General features: G+C 69.7%; 10 protein-coding genes. 9 read left to right on the plus strand and 1 reads right to left on the minus strand.

All coding sequences use genetic code 11. The features are described from left to right. Nucleotides 1-12: 12 nt before the first annotated feature. From ACQPYX_RS09040 to drmB, 5 genes are read left to right on the plus strand one after another with little or no spacing between them, the layout of a single operon-like run. The gene (locus tag ACQPYX_RS09040) at nt 13-738 is read left to right on the plus strand and encodes a DUF6339 family protein (protein WP_433802562.1); all 726 of its coding nucleotides are present in this window, start codon (nt 13-15) and stop codon (nt 736-738) included. Next, nucleotides 735-5,393 (plus strand): sacsin N-terminal ATP-binding-like domain-containing protein, encoded by a 4,659-nt coding sequence (locus ACQPYX_RS09045; RefSeq protein ID WP_433802563.1) that lies wholly within the window; start codon nt 735-737, stop codon nt 5,391-5,393. Before ACQPYX_RS09040 ends, ACQPYX_RS09045 begins: the two co-directional genes overlap by 4 nt. Then, on the plus strand, nt 5,390-7,207 hold the full coding sequence (locus ACQPYX_RS09050) for a UvrD-helicase domain-containing protein (protein WP_433802564.1): 1,818 nt from the start codon (nt 5,390-5,392) through the stop codon (nt 7,205-7,207). Before ACQPYX_RS09045 ends, ACQPYX_RS09050 begins: the two co-directional genes overlap by 4 nt. Beyond that, on the plus strand, nt 7,200-10,412 hold the full coding sequence (locus tag ACQPYX_RS09055) for a helicase-related protein (protein WP_433802565.1): 3,213 nt from the start codon (nt 7,200-7,202) through the stop codon (nt 10,410-10,412). Before ACQPYX_RS09050 ends, ACQPYX_RS09055 begins: the two co-directional genes overlap by 8 nt. Further along, entirely contained in the window at nt 10,412-12,238 is a 1,827-nt protein-coding gene (gene drmB / locus ACQPYX_RS09060) for a DrmB family protein (RefSeq protein ID WP_433802566.1), read from the plus strand. The genes ACQPYX_RS09055 and drmB overlap by 1 nt, the downstream gene beginning before the upstream one ends. A 7-nt stretch (nt 12,239-12,245) precedes the next feature. Here drmB and ACQPYX_RS09065 read toward each other — a convergent pair whose 3' ends face one another. Next, nucleotides 12,246-13,307, minus strand: coding sequence for a DNA cytosine methyltransferase (locus tag ACQPYX_RS09065; protein ID WP_433802567.1), 1,062 nt, complete (start codon nt 13,305-13,307; stop codon nt 12,246-12,248). A gap of 90 nt (nt 13,308-13,397) precedes the next feature. Here ACQPYX_RS09065 and ACQPYX_RS09070 point away from each other — a divergent pair, with 90 nt between their 5' ends. The 4 genes from ACQPYX_RS09070 (at nt 13,398) to ACQPYX_RS09085 (ending at nt 17,461) form a co-directional block, all read left to right on the plus strand. Next, complete coding sequence (locus ACQPYX_RS09070; RefSeq protein ID WP_433802568.1) at nt 13,398-13,829, plus strand: very short patch repair endonuclease; 432 nt, start codon at nt 13,398-13,400, stop codon at nt 13,827-13,829. 220 nt (nt 13,830-14,049) lie between these two features. Further along, nucleotides 14,050-15,339, plus strand: a complete 1,290-nt coding sequence (locus ACQPYX_RS09075; protein WP_433802569.1) for a hypothetical protein — start codon at nt 14,050-14,052, stop codon at nt 15,337-15,339. A 311-nt stretch (nt 15,340-15,650) separates the two neighbouring features. Further along, complete coding sequence (locus tag ACQPYX_RS09080) at nt 15,651-16,682, plus strand: leucyl aminopeptidase (RefSeq protein ID WP_433802570.1); 1,032 nt, start codon at nt 15,651-15,653, stop codon at nt 16,680-16,682. Continuing rightward, the gene (locus ACQPYX_RS09085; RefSeq protein WP_433802571.1) at nt 16,679-17,461 is read left to right on the plus strand and encodes a maleate cis-trans isomerase family protein; all 783 of its coding nucleotides are present in this window, start codon (nt 16,679-16,681) and stop codon (nt 17,459-17,461) included. Before ACQPYX_RS09080 ends, ACQPYX_RS09085 begins: the two co-directional genes overlap by 4 nt.

The following is a 17,461-nucleotide window of genomic DNA, read 5'->3' on the forward strand; positions in this document are numbered from 1 at the left end:
GGAGGGGCCCCGGTGTCGATCGATCTGTTCGACGAGCTCATGGTGGAGTTCGTCCGACGTCGGGTCGACGGCGCCTGGGACGACGACCGGTCGGCGTCGGACCGCTGGCTCGCGCCGCGGCTGCACTACGCCCTGAGGTTGACTCGTCGAGAGGCCGCGGACCGCCTGAGCTGGGCCTGGATCGCCAACCGACAGCTCGAGGTGGTCCAGTGGCGGTGGGCGGACGCGAACGGTGAGGTCGCGACCGATCGCCTGGTCGGTCCGATCCACAAGCAGGCGTTCGCACGGCTCTGGTGGGGAGCCGAGCTCTTCCGCAACGGCGCGGACTACAGCACCGTCGAACGGGCCTTCGTCCTCCAGGATCTTCCGAACAGCTACCTGCACCGGCCGCTCGTCCGCTGCCGCTCCCTCGCGCTGGGACTCCTCGACGTCCTCGTCCCCGAGGCCACCGAGGGGACCGCCGGCACGGCTGCCGACGTCAACGAGCTCGCTCGCGTCCTGAATCTGGTCACCGCCGGGAGCCCACCCGAGATCGAGACGGGCTTCCAACAGGACGACCGCACAGGCTATCTGCGATGGGTCGGGACGCCCGCTGCCAGGCCGAGCTCATGGCAGGCGCTTCCGATCGGTCCCGAGGTCGAGGACACCACCGGGCGATCGGTGGCCGCAGGCATCGAGATCGCCCGTAGGGCCCGCGACCTGGCCAGGACGAGCTCGGCCGACGGAGGCAAATCATGAGTGCGGAACACCCGTCGACGAACCCGGTCCTCGATCTCGTCGAGGCACAGACGGCCCGTGCTCTCGACGTGTACCGCGTCGACCCGGGGCTCGTCGAGGAGCACGCGAACAACGAGCGACGGATCGAGCAGGGCGGCTACGGGGACCGACAGATCTTCGAGCTCGTCCAGAACGCCGCCGACGAACTTCGCGGCCAGCCCGGCGGGGAGATCTCGGTCGTCCTGACCGAGCAGACCCTGTACTGCGCCAACGAGGGCGAGCCGGTGACCCCCCAGGGCGCGGACACGATCCTCCGGATGAGCGTCTCGAAGAAGCGGGGAGGGCAGATCGGGCGCTTCGGGGTCGGTGTCAAGTCGGTTCTCGCGATCTGTGATGCGCCGCAGTTCTTCAGCACGTCCGATGGCGACCTCTTCGCCTTCGGCTTCGACCGCGCCTGGTCGGCCGCGCGCATCCGCAGCGTGCAGCCGGACGCCGAGCGCACACCGGTGCTCCGGATGGCGCGGGCGCTCGACGTCGACGAGGAACGCACCGACGACGGTGTACTGGACGAGCTCCTGACCTGGGCGACGACCGTGGTCCGTCTTCCACTCAGGCAGGGGCTCCACGATCGGCTCGCGCACGATCTCAGGACCTTCCCCGTGGAGTTCCCCCTGTTCTCCCCGCACGTCGGGACCGTCACCCTGCTGGACCGACGGCGTGCGCCCGTGAAGCGCCAGTTCTTCCTCCGCCGTTCCGGGGTCGACCATGTCATCGAGGAGGAGCGCCCCGAGGGCAACACCGTCCAGCATCACTGGCGGGTGTTCACGCGGGCCCATCGGCCGGGACAGGACGCCCTCGCGACGGCCGGAGAGCTGCACGACCGGCCGACGGTCGACGTCAGCTGGGCCGTACCCCGCAGCGCCCAGGCCCGGGGACTCTTCTGGTCGTACTTCCCGACGAAGTTCGCCACTCTTCTCCGCGGCATCCTCAACGCGCCCTGGAAGACGTCCGAGGACCGCCAGGCGATCTTCGACGGGAACGCCTTCAACGAAGAGCTCATCGGTGTCGCGGCCGACCTGGTCGTGGACTCCCTCGAGCACCTCGTGAACGACGACGAGCCGGGCGGTTACCTCGCCTTCCTGCCCGGCCGCGGGCGTGAGGCGCCGCAGTTCGCCGACGAGAGATTGACGGCTGCGATCTGGCGCGTCGCGGGGCAGAAGCCGTCGGTCCTCGACCAGGAGGGTCGACTCCGGCGTCCGTCCGACGTCCGTCTTCACCCGGACAACCTGGATCGCGAGCTGCTCGACATCTGGGCGGCGGCACCCGGCAGGCCGTCGGCGTGGGTGCATCCCGCTCTGGAGGCCAGGGAACGTCGTTCCCGCGTCGAGCAGATCTTCGCCGCCGCGGGCCGTGCGGCGGCCTCGGTCGAGGAGTGGCTGGAGGCGCTGGTCGAGTCGAGGGAGCCGACGTGCAGCGCCGCGGCCGTCCGCATCGCGGCGAGCCTTGCCCGCGGCGAGCACGAGTACGCCTCCCGGGCTCTTCGCGCGAAGATCGTGCTCACCGAGCTCGGAGAGCTGGTGGCGCCACGCCCCGGAACGGTCTTCCAGAGGTCCGGCGCGGAGTCCCTGGCCGACGACATCGTGTACGTCCACCCGGACGTGCTGCAGGAGTTCGGCATCCATTCCGCACTGGCGACGCTGGGCATCAACGAGGCGGACGCCGACGGTCGACTGTCCGCCGCCGCCGACCGCGGGTTCGCGGGCTACGACACGCAGGCGTGGGAGGCGTTCTGGGACCTCACCCGTGAAGCGGGCCCATCGGGCACGGTCGAGGTGCTGAAGGCGCGCCCGCGCGCCCTCGCCGAGCTCCGCGCCCGCGTCGTGGCAGGGCAGTTCCGCCCCTTGCGAGAGATTCTCCGGCCCGGACGTGTCGTGCCGGCGGACGGTAGCCGCGACAAGGTCATCGCACTCGACACGACGTTCCACGCTTCCGACCTCACGGTCCTGTCCTCGCTCGGCCTGCTCGAGGTGCCCGCGCCCTCGGTCGATCCGAGCGGGGAGGAGTGGTTCGAGGACTATCGGGAGGCGGCCTGGCAGGCCTTCATGCGCTCCCTGCCGTCCGATGCACGCCGACCGCAGTTGGCCACGATGAAGGTCGAGGGAACGCCGACCGCCGGCCCCCTCCGCCTCCTGCCGAGGTTGAGCGACGAGGGAAGGGCGGCGTTCATCAAGCACCTTCCGGCGGCCGGTCTGGTGCAGAACTGGTCGGTCCAGGTAGGCCGCCAGCAGCAGACGAGGAAGCAGTTCCGCTCGCCCCTCGCGTGGATGGCGGTCAAGCACGGTCGACTGGACACCTCGCACGGACTCCGGCCGGTCATTGAGAGCGTGGGGCCGGCTCTCAACGAGTACCGGGACGTCCTCCCTGTTGCGGACGTTGGGAATCTCGTCGCCGATGTGATCCGTCTGCCGTCCGAGGTCGCCAAAATTCCGCCTGCGGTCTGGCGCGCAGCGCTGAACAGATTGCCGCACGTCGACCAGGACGAGGCCCCGGTCCGCCTCTACGCGCTCCTCCTCCGGGAGGGCGGGACGTGGCCGGAGGACATCGCGACCTGGTGCCGCGTGGGCAACAGGTGGGCACAGCACAGGGACGAGGAGATCGCGGTCACCTCATCCCGAGAGGACTACGACGAGCTCCGTCGCTCGGAGACGCCGGCACTCCTCGCTCCCACGGACGAGGACGTGGCACTTCTCATCGAGGAGTGGGGTATGCAGCGTGGCGGCGACCTCGTGACGAAGGAGCTGCGTACCGTTCCCCAGGCCGCGCCCGAGGTCATCCTCGACCTGTTCCCTGCGCTCAAGATCAAGAAGAGCCGGGTGGAGGGCTGGTCCGTCCAACGCTGCTCGGTCCTCGAACGGCTCGTGCACTCGCCTCAGGGGGTGCGTTCGGAGCCTCTCGAGCGGGCGAGCCAGGGCCAGACCGTCCTGGTGGCGGAACCCGAGGACGACCTCGCGACGCTGCGCGCCGTCGACGCGGAACTGTCGCTGGGGCTCGGCCTTCCACAGTGCAGGATCATCATCGACAACCAGCGCAAGCAGGCACGGTCCCGGAAGATCCAGGACATCCGACGGACCTCCTCGGTGCCGGAGAAGGTCGTCCGCCTCCTCGGGGAGGACGTGCTGCGTGCCCGCCTGCCCGCGGGCCTCGAGGCGGCCGAGCGGCGACGGAAGGGACGCCCCCTCACTCCGGTCGAGGTGGGGCAGCTCGCCATCGACGCCCACGGTCCGGAACTGCTGCGCGAACATGCCGACGAGGTCGCGACCCGGGCGGACAACGCGCCGCGGACATACGTCGGAGCCGAGAGCGCCCGGCGCTTCGTGGCGGACCTCGGCCTGCCCGACAACTTCGCCGGTGCGTCCATCCCCGCCCCGCCGGTCGTCGAGACCGTCTCCGGGCCGACCATGTATCCTGCGCTCCACGAGTACCAGGAGACCCTGGCCTCTCGGATGCGGGATCTCCTCCTCGAGCCCGTCCCTCGGCGCGCACTCCTGCGACTGCCCACGGGCGCCGGCAAGACCCGCGTCGCGGTCGAGGCGATGATCCGGGTGGTGAAAGCGGCACCCCTCCGGGGGCCGATCCTCTGGATCGCCGAGTCCAACGAACTGTGCGAGCAGGCGGTGCAGAGCTGGAAGTTCGTGTGGAGCAAGGTCGGCCCCGAGGAACAGCTCACGATCTCGCGTTTCTGGGGCGGCAACGACGTGGTGGCCGTCAACGACACCACGCACCTCGTCGTCGCGACGGACGCGACCCTCGATCAGCGTCTCGGGAACGAGGACCTCGCCTGGTTGTGCCGACCCTCCGTCGTCATTGTCGACGAGGCGCATCGCGGCACGACCCCGAGATACACGCGCATCTTCGAGAAGCTCGGGCTCAGCCTGCAGGCCCGTCGTACCGATCGGCCGCTCATCGGGCTCACCGCCACACCCTTCCGTGGCCGCAACGAGGCCGAGACGAAGAATCTCGTCGAGCGCTTCGGGGGGACCCGCCTCGACGACGGGCTGTTCGGCGAGGAGGAGGCCGCCGTCGCCCTGCAACGTCTCGGGGTTCTGGCGCGGGTCGAGCACCGGAGGCTCAAGGGATCGACACTGACGCTGTCGGACGATCAGAGCGCCCAGGCCAAGCAGCTGGGCTCCCTGCCCGCGTCCGCCGAGGCGCAACTCGGTCTGGACGAGGTCCGGAACGACACCCTCCTGCGCGAGATCGTCGGTCTTCCCGCCGACTGGTCCGTCCTCGTCTTCGCGGTCTCCGTGGAGCACGCCAAGTTCCTGGCGGCGTCGTTGAACGCCCGGCGCATACCCGCCGCGTCGATCAGCGGAGCCACGCCACCGGGACAGCGCCGGCAGACGATCGAGTCCTATCGCCGGGGGAAAGTGCGCGTCCTCACCAATTACGGCGTTCTCGCACAGGGCTTCGACGCGCCGGCCACGCGGGCAGTCGTGGTCGCCCGACCGACGTTCAGCCCCAACGTGTACCAGCAGATGATCGGTCGCGGCCTGCGTGGTCCGCAGAACGGTGGCTCGACGGACTGCCTCATCCTCGACGTCGAGGACAACATCGAGAACTTCGACGGCCAGCTGGCCTGGTCGGGCTTCGAGTACCTCTGGTCGGGTGGCCGGTGACACTGACCGTCGCTCTGACCGACGAGCAGCGCCGTGTGGTCGAGATGCCCGCGGACGCCACGGTGCTGGTCACGGCAGGTCCCGGCACGGGCAAGACCCACACGCTCGTCCACCGCATCGCCCACCTGCTCGAGGACGGCGAGGTAGCGGGCTACGAGCTCCTCGTCCTCACCTTCTCGCGCGCTGCGGTCGGCACGCTGACGGCCCGTCTCCGCGATCTAGGAGGAGATCCGGCGCGGGTGCGCGTGCGGACGTTCGACTCGTGGGCGCTCGAGATTCTCCGCGAGGTCGGCCGCGAACCGGACGGCTTCGACGGCGACTTCGACCGGAGGATTCGCGAGGCGACGGCCGTCCTCGCGGACGACACCCAGGACGTGCTCCGTGACCTCCGGCACGTCGTTGTGGACGAGGTCCAGGACCTCGTGGCGGCGAGAAGACGACTCGTGCGGACGTTGCTCGCGGAGTTCGAGTGCGGCTTCACCCTCGTCGGTGACCTGGCCCAGTCGATCTACGGTTTCCAGATCGGTCGCGACGGCGAGCAGGGGAGCTTCGTCGACGATCTCCGGTCCCTGTGCCCGTCGCTGACGGAGCTGCGGCTCGACGAGGACTTCCGGTTCCGGACAGGGGACTCACGCCGTGCGTTGAAGCACGGGGACGACCTGCGACGGGCCGACCTGCCGCAGAGGCGCCTGCGGTCACTGCGCGACACCTTCGAGAGCCTCGATCCGATCGGGGCGATCGACGACGCTCTCGCCCTGTCGATGTTGGCCGAGCCTCAGGGGTCGACCGCCGTGCTGTGCCGCACCAACGGCGAGGCACTCGTCGTCGCGGAGATACTCCGCCGCGAGGGGGTGCGGCACAGGCTGCGCCGGTCCTCGACGGACCGGATGGCACCGGGGTGGCTCGCGGAGATCGCGCACCGCACACAGGGCACGTCGCTGACGAGAGAGCGCTTCGAGTCGCTCGCCGATCGTCTCGCGCTGACCTCGCCGGACATGACGTGGTCACAGCTGCTCCGGGTCGGCGGGGACCGAGGCCGTCGCGTGGTCGACCTCGTGCAGGTCAGGGACGCCGTCCGCGACGGCCGGCTTCCCGACGAACTGGTCGCGGAACCTGCCGCTGACGTCGTGGTCAGCAGCTTCCATCGGGCGAAGGGTCTGGAGTTCGACGTCGTCGTCGTCGTCGATCCGTGCGACTACCACTGGCAGCACCTCGAACCGGCGGACTCGGGGGAGGAGGCCCGGCTCCTGTTCGTCGCGATGACGCGATCGCGGGAGCAGCTCTGGTCGGCGGCTCCGGTCCGCTCCCCGCAGGTCCGCCGAGCGGCAGAGGTCGCCCGATGGGCGAGGTACGGCTGGCAGCCGTGGCAGCGCCTCGGCCTGGAGGGTGGCTCGGGCGATGTCACCGCCTCCCTACCGGGCCTCCACGGCGACCCCGCGCCGGCGGACAGGGCGCAGGACGACGTCACCGCGCGAATAGGTGTCGGCGATGCCGTGGAGATGGTGCGCATGGACACGGTGGTGCCGGACGGCGAGGCACCGGAGTACGTCGTGATGTACGAGGGCGAGCCCGTCGGCGCGGCGTCCCGGCGCTTCCGTGAACACCTGCGGACGTTCCTGCAGCGTGGATCGCGGAGCCGCGTGCGGTCATATCCCGACGCGATCCAGGGGTTCCGGGTGGACGGGATCGAGACCGTCGTCGAGGGCGACGCGGCCGGTCGTGAGGCCGGGCTCAATGATCTCGGGCTACGACGGGTCCCGCGACTGGTCGGGCTCTCCTGGTTCGATTATCCGAAGGGCGGCACGGATGACTGACCTCGCGAGTCACTACGCGTTCCGGGACGAGGTCGCGGACCGACTGACCGCCGATCTCCTGGGGCCCGCCCTCGGCCCGGAGGAGATCCTCGGTGAGGAACCGCTCGCGGCCTACGTGACCGGTGTCCTCCACGCGCGTCGCAAGGGCAGCGAGGCGAAGCGCGAGGAGATCGAGTCGCGTGAGGACGACGCCGATCCGGCGCGACTCGGCACCGACGAGCTCGTCGACACGGGTATCTCGCTCTCTGGAGTGCAGAAGCCGTCGGCCATGGGCCTCACCTTCTCCGTCGATCCGCGAGCGACGGACGAGGTGCGACTCGACATCGATGCAGCTCGGTACGAACCGATCGACGCGCAAGGTCGCGTGACGACCGCCGCTCGGGCCGAGCGCCGCGGCGTCGACGACGGGGCCGTCCGCTGGAGGCGTGTGCCGCTCCCGAGGAAGTCGTTCCGGGTCGAGGTCGCGGGGACCGACTCCGAGCGACGAGAGGTGGAGCAGGGCCTCGAGCTGCGGATCAAGCGACGTCCTCCGGGTGACGACGGATTCGTGGCGTTGACGGTCAGCCTGGTCAACACCGCGTACGTCGACCAGGCGTCGGTCGCCGATCCGTTCTGCTGGTTCCAACCGCGCATCGCTGTGTGGTGTGCGGCCCCCGCGATCGTCGACCGGTCCCGTGTGCACCACGTCGCGGACGACGACGTCATGACGGCGGCACTCCTGCACCGTCATGCGCCGACCTTCGCCGTCGGTCACGGGTGCTCCGTCGAGTGGCTGGACTGGACACCACCCCCCGCGGGGCGGGTCGGAGCAGAGGCGGCCCGCACGGACTCGCTGACGACGGCGTGGGTGCCCTCACGGGACGTCCTGCTCACCGAGTCCAATCCGGACTTCGGGGACATCGCGATGCTCGGCCTCGTCCAGGACCCCGACGACGAGGTCCGGGAGCGGCTGTCGTCGCTCGTCGATGCCTACGAACGGTGGGTCGGGGAGAGACGCCGGGAGGCCGAGGAGCTCGCCGGCACCCCGTACGCGGCCATGTCGGCCGAACACATCGAGGAGTGCACTGCCGCTGCCTCTCGGATGCGGGACGGCATCGGGCTGCTGGCGGATGGTCAGGTCATGCGGGCGTTCCGCCTCGCCAATGAGGCAATGGCGGTCCAACGTGCTCGTTCCGCCTGGATCCGTGGCGGTCGACAGGGGCGTCCCGATCTGGGCGCCCCCAGCTGGCGACCCTTCCAGATCGGTTTCGTCCTCCTCTGTCTTCGCGGCATCGTCGATCCCGCTCACGAGGACCGGGACACTGCGGATCTCCTGTGGTTCCCGACCGGCGGTGGGAAGACCGAGGCCTACCTGGGGCTCATCGCCTTCACCACCTTCCTCCGTCGGCTTCGACTCGGCGTCCGCGGAGCCGGGGTCACCGTGCTCATGCGCTACACCCTGCGCCTTCTCACCCTCCAGCAGTTCGAGCGTGCGGCCGCCCTGATCTGCTCCATGGAGATCCTGCGGCGCAGGGAGCCCGACCTCGGCCCCGAAGCCGTCTCCATCGGGATGTGGGTCGGTCGGGCCGCCACCCCCAACTCGTTGAAGGAGGCGAAGAAGGCACTCGACCAGCTCGCCGTCGGGAAGCAGCTCGACGAGCAGAACCCGGTCCAGCTGACGTCCTGTCCCTGGTGCGGCACCCCGCTCGACCACCGTGACTATGAGGTGGACGAGCCCGCGACGCGCCTCGTCGTGCGTTGCCGCGCCTCCGACTGCGACTTCGCCGACGGACTCCCGGTCCACGTCGTCGACGAGACGATCTACCACGCCCACCCGACCCTGATCATCGCCACGTCCGACAAGTTCGCGCTGATGGTGTGGAAGCCGGACGTCGCCGCCGTGTTCAATCGGATGGGAACCCCGGTGGGAACGCCGCCGCCCGAGCTGATCGTGCAGGACGAACTGCACCTCATCAGCGGACCGCTGGGGACTCTCGCCGGCCTCTACGAGAGTGCGGTCGATCACGCCTCCGATCACCCCAAGGTGATTGCCTCCACCGCCACGATCCGTCGCTCGGACGAGCAGGGGCTGAGCCTCTTCGATCGCCGGACGCGGCAGTTCCCACCGCCGGGCCTCGATGCGCGGGACTCGTGGTTCGCGGTCGAGGCCGACGCAGCCCGGAGGGCGACGCGGCGGTACGTCGGCGTGCTCGCACCCGGCACGAGCCAGGCGACCCTCCTCATCCGCACCTATGCGTCGCTGCTCCACCATGTCGGGAGGATCGAGGGGACCGAGACGGTCCGGGATGCCTACTGGACCCTCGTCGGCTACTTCAGCAGCTTGCGACTGCTCTCCGCCGCGGAGCTGCAGGTCCACGCCGACGTCGTCGAGCGGCTGGGACAGCTGGCGTCGCGCGACGGAGATCCCCACCGCTCGACCGAGCTCAACCTGAGCGAGTTGACCAGTCGCCTGAGGTCGAGCGAGGTGCCCACTCGCCTGCGGGACCTCTTCGTCCCGCTCGGCCACGAACAGGCATCGCCTCTCGACGTGGTCCTGGCGACCAACATGATCTCGGTGGGCGTCGACGTGGACCGACTCGGACTGATGGCGGTCATGGGCCAGCCCCAGGCCACCGCGGAGTACATCCAGGCGACGAGCCGCGTGGGTCGACGCGACCCCGGCCTCGTCGTCACGATGTACAACGCGTCCCGGTCCCGCGACCGCTCGCACTACGAGAGCTTCGTGCCGTACCACTCGGCGCTCTACCGGCAGGTCGAGTCGACGAGTGTCACGCCGTTCGCGCCGCGGGCGCGGGACCGTGCGCTGCACGCCGCCCTCGTGGCCATGCTCCGGATGACCGATCCTCGGGCGCGAGCCGACGAGGCGGCGGCGTCGATCGACACCTTCTACGAGGAGGCCGAACGGCTCATGAAGCTGATCGGCGAGCGCGCCGGTCGCATTGGGGCGGACGATCCGTCGGCGCCGTCGCCGGAGAACGTCGTGGCGGAACTCGAGGAGTTCATCCTCGAATGGAGAGACCTCGCCGAGAGCAATCCCCGACTGCGGTACGAGCCGAAGCGGAAATTCGGTGGTGGACCCCGCGAGCCGGACATCGCCCTGCTGCGCGGGTTCGAGCAGGACGAGGACCTCGCGGACGCCACGCCGACGATGTGGAGCCTGCGGGACGTGGACGTCGAGTGCCCCCTCTTCCTGGAGCGTCAGTGATGCCGAGACGTGGTGCAGCGCGAACGCGGAACGAAGGACCGTCCATCAGCCCCGATCCGGTCGGACGGGTTCGCCGGGCTCAGCTGGTGACCACCTACGGGGTTGGTGCGCTCATCGCCGCCGAGGAGCAGTCCTTCGTCGTCGCGGGGATCGATCGGTGGGCGGTTCCGCAGCAGCCCGACCTCCACGAGTTCAGGCTGCAGCGGCGTCTCCGCGTCGCCGGCTTCCACCGTCCTCCGGCGCCGGGTGACGAGGAGCGGAATCCGGACGGCGTCCACGTCCGGCGCTTCCCGGACTTCTACACGTGTCCGGGCGGGGAGAGCGGTCGGTCGGGCGGATGCGAGTACAACCTCGCCGAGTACCGCCGGTTCGACGCGACGAGGAAGAACGAGTGCTCGGCCTGCGGTGGACCGCTGACCCCCTCGCGGTTCGTCGTCGCCTGCGACAAGGGCCATCTGGACGACTTCCCCTACTGGGACTGGGTCCACCGCAACCGCGGCGGTGGTGAGCGGGGTCAGGGCCCGCACAGGCTCGCCTTCACCTCCAGCGGGCGCACCTCCGCATTGCGGTCCATCGTCATCCGGTGCAGCTGCGGAGCGTCCGCCTCGATGGAGGGATCGTTCGGACGGGGCGCGATGCGGGACATCGGGTACCGGTGCAGCGGCCGTCGGCCGTGGCTCGGCAGGGACAGCGCCGAGCAGGGTTGCGACGCCCTGCCGCGTGCGCTGCAGCGCGGTTCCTCATCGGCCTGGTTCGCGGTCATGAGCTCGGCCCTCTCGATCCCGCCGTTCACCGAGGCGCTGCACAGGGCTCTCGGCGATCGGGCCGAGGAGTGGGCCGGCCTCCCCGATACGACGATCGCGACGCTCGTGCGGCGAGTACCCGCGCTCGACCAGTACTCCGTCGAGGACATCATCGCCGCGATACGACAGCGCGAGGCCTACGGCGAGGGTGAGGAGGCCACGGACGTCTCCGCCGTACTGCGGGAGGAGGAGTACCGGCAGCTCCTGCACGAGACCGCCACGCCCAACGACGAGTTCGAGACGGAACTGGCAGCTGACGAAGGACCCGTCGCCGGCGTGGAACCCGCCATGCTGGTGAACCGCCTGCGGGAGGTTCGTGCCCTGCACGGTTTCACGCGGGTCGATCCGCCGGCGGGGGCCGGTGACCCTCGGGTCGTCCCGGTCCACGGGGATGTGCGTCCACCCTGGTTGCCCGCGGTCGAGGTCGTCGGCGAGGGTGTGTTCCTCCGGCTCGACACCGGCCGCCTCGAGGACTGGGAGCAGGTGCGGGGACCGCGCTCGGCGCACGAGCGCGCTGCGCAGGTTCTCGATGCACACGAGCAGATCCAACGCGAGCACGGCATCGACCTCGCCGAGTTCCCGTCGCCGGTCACGAGCCGCCTGATGCTCGTGCACTCCCTCGCGCACGCCCTGATCAACGAGTGGAGTCTGGAGGCCGGTTATCCCGCAGCTTCGCTCCGGGAACGCCTGTACGTGTCCGAGGGCATGGCGGGCCTCCTGGTCTACACGGCGACGAGCGACTCCGCGGGCAGCCTCGGCGGCCTCGTGGAACGCGGGAAGCCGGAGGCGTTGCGACGGTCGCTCGAGTCCGCGATCCGTCGGGCGCGGTGGTGCTCCGCCGACCCGTTGTGCATCGAGGCGGAGGCATCAGGTGCCGATGCGCTCAACCTCGCGGCCTGCCACGCGTGCATGCTCCTGCCCGAGACGAGCTGCGAGTACAACAACACCTTCCTCGACCGGGCTCTGCTGATCGGGACTCCCGATGACCCGAAGCTCGGCTACTTCTCGTCCGTGGCGACCTGACGCGATCTCAGCCGTACTGGCGGGCGATCGTCGAACCGATGGCGCGTGCGAGCAGGGGCGGGACCGCGTTCCCGATCTGTCGGGCGATCTGGGCGCGAGTCCCGCACCACTGGTAGTCCAGGGGAAAGGACTGGAGAACCGCAGCCTCTGCGGCAGTGATGGGGCGGTGGGCCTCGGGGTGCAGGAACCGGCCCTTCTCCGGCTTGAAGAACTCGGTCCGGATGGTGACGGACGGCCGGTCCCGTCGCAGGCGGCCCATCACGTCCATCTGACCGCTGGTGTGGCGCTGCCAGCACGGCGCCAGGAGATCGTGCGGGAGGTCTTTCCGACTACCGCCGGGAGGGATCGCCTCGATCCGCCGACGGGTGATCGATTGCACCTCACGCGTGACGTGCAACTGCGACGTCTTGAAGGCGCCCGGAAGTTCCCTGCCCTCGAACTCGAACATGGCCTGGGGCATCTCTGCCACGGGAGCCCCGACGCACTGCTCGAGCTTGTCGAAGACCTCACCGACGGTCGCTCGCAGCGCCTTCGGGACGGTCGGCTCGATACGGGGAAGGGGAGGAACGGACAGCCGACGACCGATGACGACGGCTCTGCGCCGCCGCTGGGCGACCCCGAAATCGGCGGCGTCCAGCACGGTCGCGCTCACCTCGTACTGACGCAGCGGCCCCCGTCCCACCTGCCCCTGGAGCAGGTCCCATTCGGGCGACCGGAGAAAGGCCGCGACGTTCTCGATGACGAAGTAGTCGGGACGGACCCGGGCGAGGGTCCGGAGGTACTCCCGCCACAGGGTGTTGCGAGGGTCGTCGGGGTCGCGCAGTCCGAGATCGGAGAAGCCCTGACATGGAGGCCCACCGATGACGACGTCGGCCGAGGGGATGTCGTCCCACTCCCTGATGTCCACGTGGAACAGGTGGTCGCGGCCGAAATTGGCGGCGTAGCTGGCTGCCGCGGCCCGATCGTGCTCGACGGAGGCGAGGACCTTGAAACGGGCGCGGACGTCCGGCAGGAGTGCGCTGTCGAGAAACCCGCGGGTGAGGCCTCCACAGCCTGCGAAGAGGTCCACGAGTCGAAGGGTTCGAGGCACCCGCCGAACCTAGCCGGCGATCATCGGGCGAGACTGGCGACACGACGACGGACGCGAGGTGGATCGAGCATGGAGGAGAGGCCGACCGCGTCGTCCCCGGCCGTCAGCGAGCGCATGAGCGCAGCCCGCCGACGCGACACCGCAGCCGAGCTGCTCGTCCGGCGCGAAGCGCATCGCAGGGGACTCCGGTACCGGGTGGATGCTCCGCTGCCGGGCATGCCCCGTCGGCGGGCTGACATGCTCTTCACCCGCGCCAAGGTGGCCGTGTTCATCGACGGCTGCTTCTGGCACGCGTGCCCCGAGCACCGGACCTCGCCGAAGGCGAACGGCTCTTGGTGGGCCGCGAAGCTCGCGACGAACGTCGAACGGGACCGTGACACCGATCGTCATCTCCAGGGTCTGGGTTGGACCGTCCTTCGATTTTGGGAGCATGAGGACCCGGTCCAGGTGGTGGAGCGCATCGTGGCCGTGGTGAGGCCGAACGCGGAGAGCAGGACCTGAGGGTCGCTCCACCGGGCAGGACGACCACAGCGGCCGCCTCGACGTCGCTGCTCGACAGCGCCACTGCTCCACACCCGAGCACAGCGAAATGACGCGAGCGCCGGCCGTCTGCTTCGACAGCGTGTCGACTGCGGTCGAACAACAGGCTCAGCGAGCGATGTCGATCTTGTGAAGCCCGGGGCGGCGATGTGGGATCGCGTATCGCGTTCCGGAGCACTCGATGCTGCTCGACTCCACCGAGTCATGGATCATGATGTCAGTCGCGAGGGGGTGGACCGTGTCCGAACGGTTCGAAGGACAGGGTGCAGACGAGGGTGAGGAGGTCGTCGCCTGGGCCGAGGACGGAAGACTTCTGATCGCAGGTGAGGTTGCGAGCGTCGACGAATTCATCCGCGATCTCGCTCCTGAACGCGAGCTCGACCTCGGCGCGCTCCGCGCTCTCCGTGAGGGTGTCAACTCGCTCGACGTGCCGGCGGGCGCGAAGTCGGCGAAGCGCTACGTGGAGTTGAGCGCGGAGCGCTGGAAGGAGATATCGACGCCTGCTGCGACTCGTGGCGAACTTCGGTACGTCACGCGCGACGTCACCTCCGGTCGGTTCGTCAGCAACACCTCTGTGGCCAGGACGGCAGCAGCGACTCAGCCCGAGGTCCTGATCGCTCTCGCCGCGATCGAGATGGCACTCGAGTCAATCGCCGCTACCGTCGAGGAGATCGCCAAGAACGTCGACGACCTGAAGCGGCACACCGAGGCCGCGGAGCCGGGTAATCTCGCGGGGCTCTATCGCGTCCTGGCCAATGCGCGCACTCAGGTGAACCACACCGGGACCATCTCGCGGACCACGTGGGAGTCGATAGCAACACACGAGGTGACAGCTCAGCAGTCCGCCGACCGCGTCCGTCAGTATCTGCGTGGAGTTCTCAGGGACCTACCCTTGGCCGAGGGCTCGAACGACAGGCTCCAGGCGGCGGATCGCCTGGTCGAAGAGGGCACGCTCCAGCGCAATCTGAGGCTGCTGGTACTCGCCGAGCAGTGCCGACTCCTGTGGCGCTCGCTGAAACTCGATCAGGTCCGCGTGGCGGAACCCGAGGCACTGGAGATGGAGGCCGAGGCCGCGAAGGCCCTGCTGAGCGAGAATGCGCTGGCGGATCGCGAACTCATCGTCGAGGTCACTGCAGCCATCAAGACGCTCACACGCGTGGCTCCGCTCGACGGCGTGCGGTTCGGGACGAGGAGCCGGCTGCCCGGACGCGGAGGCGAGCTGTACGCGGCGGTCGACGAGTTCGCTCGAGCAAGGGCTCAGCAGCTGGAGGCATGGGCGCCGGAAAGCAGCCCCGGCCTTCGAGATGCGGCGCGCGAGGTCGGTAGAAGAGCCGGTCGAGCGGCGTTGGGCGGCCGTCAGGCTGTCGGTGGCTGGATCACCCAGGTCGGCTCCTGGGTGGAAGGCGCCGCCCCGGACGGTCCAACTCCGACGGGAAAGCACGCTCGCAAGACGAACCGCTCGGACCCGTGATGCCTGCCGGCGCGTCGCGTTCACAGGGGCAGTAGACGAAGATCTTCGGCACCGACCGGGTCGTCCTGCGCCGCGATGCCTCGTGCGGCTCGGAGCGCCTTCTCCCACTCGATGGCCGATCTCTCCATGGCTCCCGCTCAAGCACCCCGGCCAACGCCAGTCCTGGTGGGGAGCAGCACCACCAGAACTGGGTGGAGTCGCGCCGCGGCGGGAGCACGTAGGCAGGGTCCGATCCGGCGATGACGATTGCGTTGCAGACCTTGCGTGCTCGGATAGTACGTGCTCGGATTGAGACAGGAGGTGGTCGACCCATGGACCAGAACCTGTTCAACGACATCTGCCTGCAGCAGCTGCGGCTCTCCGGGGTGCACGAGGGCGAGACGGTGGCGGTGCTGACCCGCGGCGCCGAGCGCGGGGAGTACGCCGACGCGTTCCTGTGGGCTGCGCAGCAGCTCGGGGCGGCGACCTTCCACCTGCGCCTCCCGCCGCCGTCCAGCGCGTCCGGGGCCTGGGCGGTGGGCGACTCGGGGCTGGGTGCCATCCCGCTGGCGGTCGAGGCGCTGAAGTCGGTCGACATGCTCGTCGACTGCACGTTCCTGCTCTTCTCCCCGGAGCAGTTCGCCATCCAGGACGCCGGCACGCGGATCCTCACGGCCGTCGAGCCGCCCGAGCTGCTGGCCCGCCTGATGCCGACCACCGAGCTGCGCGAGCGCGTCGAGTACGGCGCCGACCTGCTGGCGAAGGCGCAGTCGATGCGCATTACCAGTCCCGCCGGCACCGACGTGACCTACCGCCTCGGCGTCTACCCGACGATGAGCGAGTACGGCTACACCGACACCCCCGGCCGCTGGGACCACTGGCCGGCCGCGTTCGTCTTCACCGGCGGCGCCGACGACGGCGTCGACGGGCAGATCGTGCTCTCCCCGGGCGACGTCCTGCTGCCGTTCAACACCTACGTGCAGACGCCGGTGACCCTGACGATCGAGCAGGGCTTCATCCGCGACATCCGCGGCGGTCTCGACGCGGAGCTCCTCTCGAGCTACATCAAGAGCTTCGACGACCCTCGCGGCTACGGCATGAGCCACGTCGGCTGGGGTCTCGACGAGCGCGCCCACTGGCACGGGCTCACCCAGTTCCCCGGCGGGATGGGCATGGAGCTGCGCAGCTTCTACGGCAACGTCATGTTCTCGATCGGCCCGAACAACGAGCTCGGCGGCCCCAACGACACGCCGTGCCACTTCGACATCCCGATGCGCGGCAACTCGCTCTACCTGGACGACGAGCTCGTCGTCGACCAGGGTGAGCTGACCATCCCCGAGATGAAGCCGGTGACGACGCGATGACCGATCACCACATCGGGATGATCGTCCCGAGCTCCAACCTGACGATGGAGACCGAGCTCCCGCGCATGCTCGCCGCGCGGGAGCAGGTCCTTCCCGACGACCGCTTCGTCTTCCACGCTGCCCGCGCGCGCATGCAGCACGTGACGCCCGAGCAGCTCGTCGCCATGAACGCGCAGGCCACCCGGGCCGCGACCGAGCTCGCCGACGCGCGCCCGGACGTCGTCGCCACCGCCTGCCTCGTGGCGATCATGGCGCAGGGGCCGGGCTACCACTGCACCGCCGAGGACGACATCACCGCCGCCCTGCGGGCCGAGGGCTCGCAGGCGCCGGTCGTCTCGTCCGCGGGGGCGCTGCTGTCGGGCATCGCCGCGCTCGGGGCGAAGCGGGTGGCGGTCGTGACGCCGTACATGAAGCCGCTGACGCAGGCCGTCGCCGACTACATCGTCGACGCCGGGATCGACGTCGTCGACTCCCTGTCGCTCGAGGTGCCGGACAACCTCGCCGTCGCCCGGCTCGACCCCGCCGACCTGCGAGAGCACTACCAGAAGCTCGACCTCACCGGCGCCGACGCCCTCGTGCTCTCGGCGTGCGTGCAGATGCCGTCCCTGCCGGCCATCGAGGCCGTCCAGGACGAGGTCGGCATGCCGGTCCTCTCCGCGGCGACCGCGACGACGTTCCGGATCCTGTCCTCGCTGGGCCTCGAGACCCGGGTGCCGGGCGCCGGCGCGCTGCTCTCCGGGGCCGTCGCCGACCCCGGAGACGTCGCCCGCGCCGCGTAG

The organism is Actinomycetospora sp. CA-084318 (genome assembly GCF_050955885.1).
In the GTDB taxonomy this organism is placed as follows: Bacteria; Actinomycetota; Actinomycetes; order Mycobacteriales; family Pseudonocardiaceae; genus Actinomycetospora.

What these genes read in the sequence shown, in the direction of transcription:
- ACQPYX_RS09075 (WP_433802569.1), top strand. Translation starts at nt 14,050, where the DNA reads ATGCTGCTCGACTCCACCGAGTCATGGATCATGATGTCAGTCGCGAGG.
- ACQPYX_RS09055 (WP_433802565.1), top strand. Translation starts at nt 7,200, where the DNA reads ATGACTGACCTCGCGAGTCACTACGCGTTCCGGGACGAGGTCGCGGAC.
- drmB (WP_433802566.1), top strand. Translation starts at nt 10,412, where the DNA reads ATGCCGAGACGTGGTGCAGCGCGAACGCGGAACGAAGGACCGTCCATC.
- ACQPYX_RS09045 (WP_433802563.1), top strand. Translation starts at nt 735, where the DNA reads ATGAGTGCGGAACACCCGTCGACGAACCCGGTCCTCGATCTCGTCGAG.
- ACQPYX_RS09080 (WP_433802570.1), top strand. Translation starts at nt 15,651, where the DNA reads ATGGACCAGAACCTGTTCAACGACATCTGCCTGCAGCAGCTGCGGCTC.
- ACQPYX_RS09070 (WP_433802568.1), top strand. Translation starts at nt 13,398, where the DNA reads ATGGAGGAGAGGCCGACCGCGTCGTCCCCGGCCGTCAGCGAGCGCATG.
- ACQPYX_RS09085 (WP_433802571.1), top strand. Translation starts at nt 16,679, where the DNA reads ATGACCGATCACCACATCGGGATGATCGTCCCGAGCTCCAACCTGACG.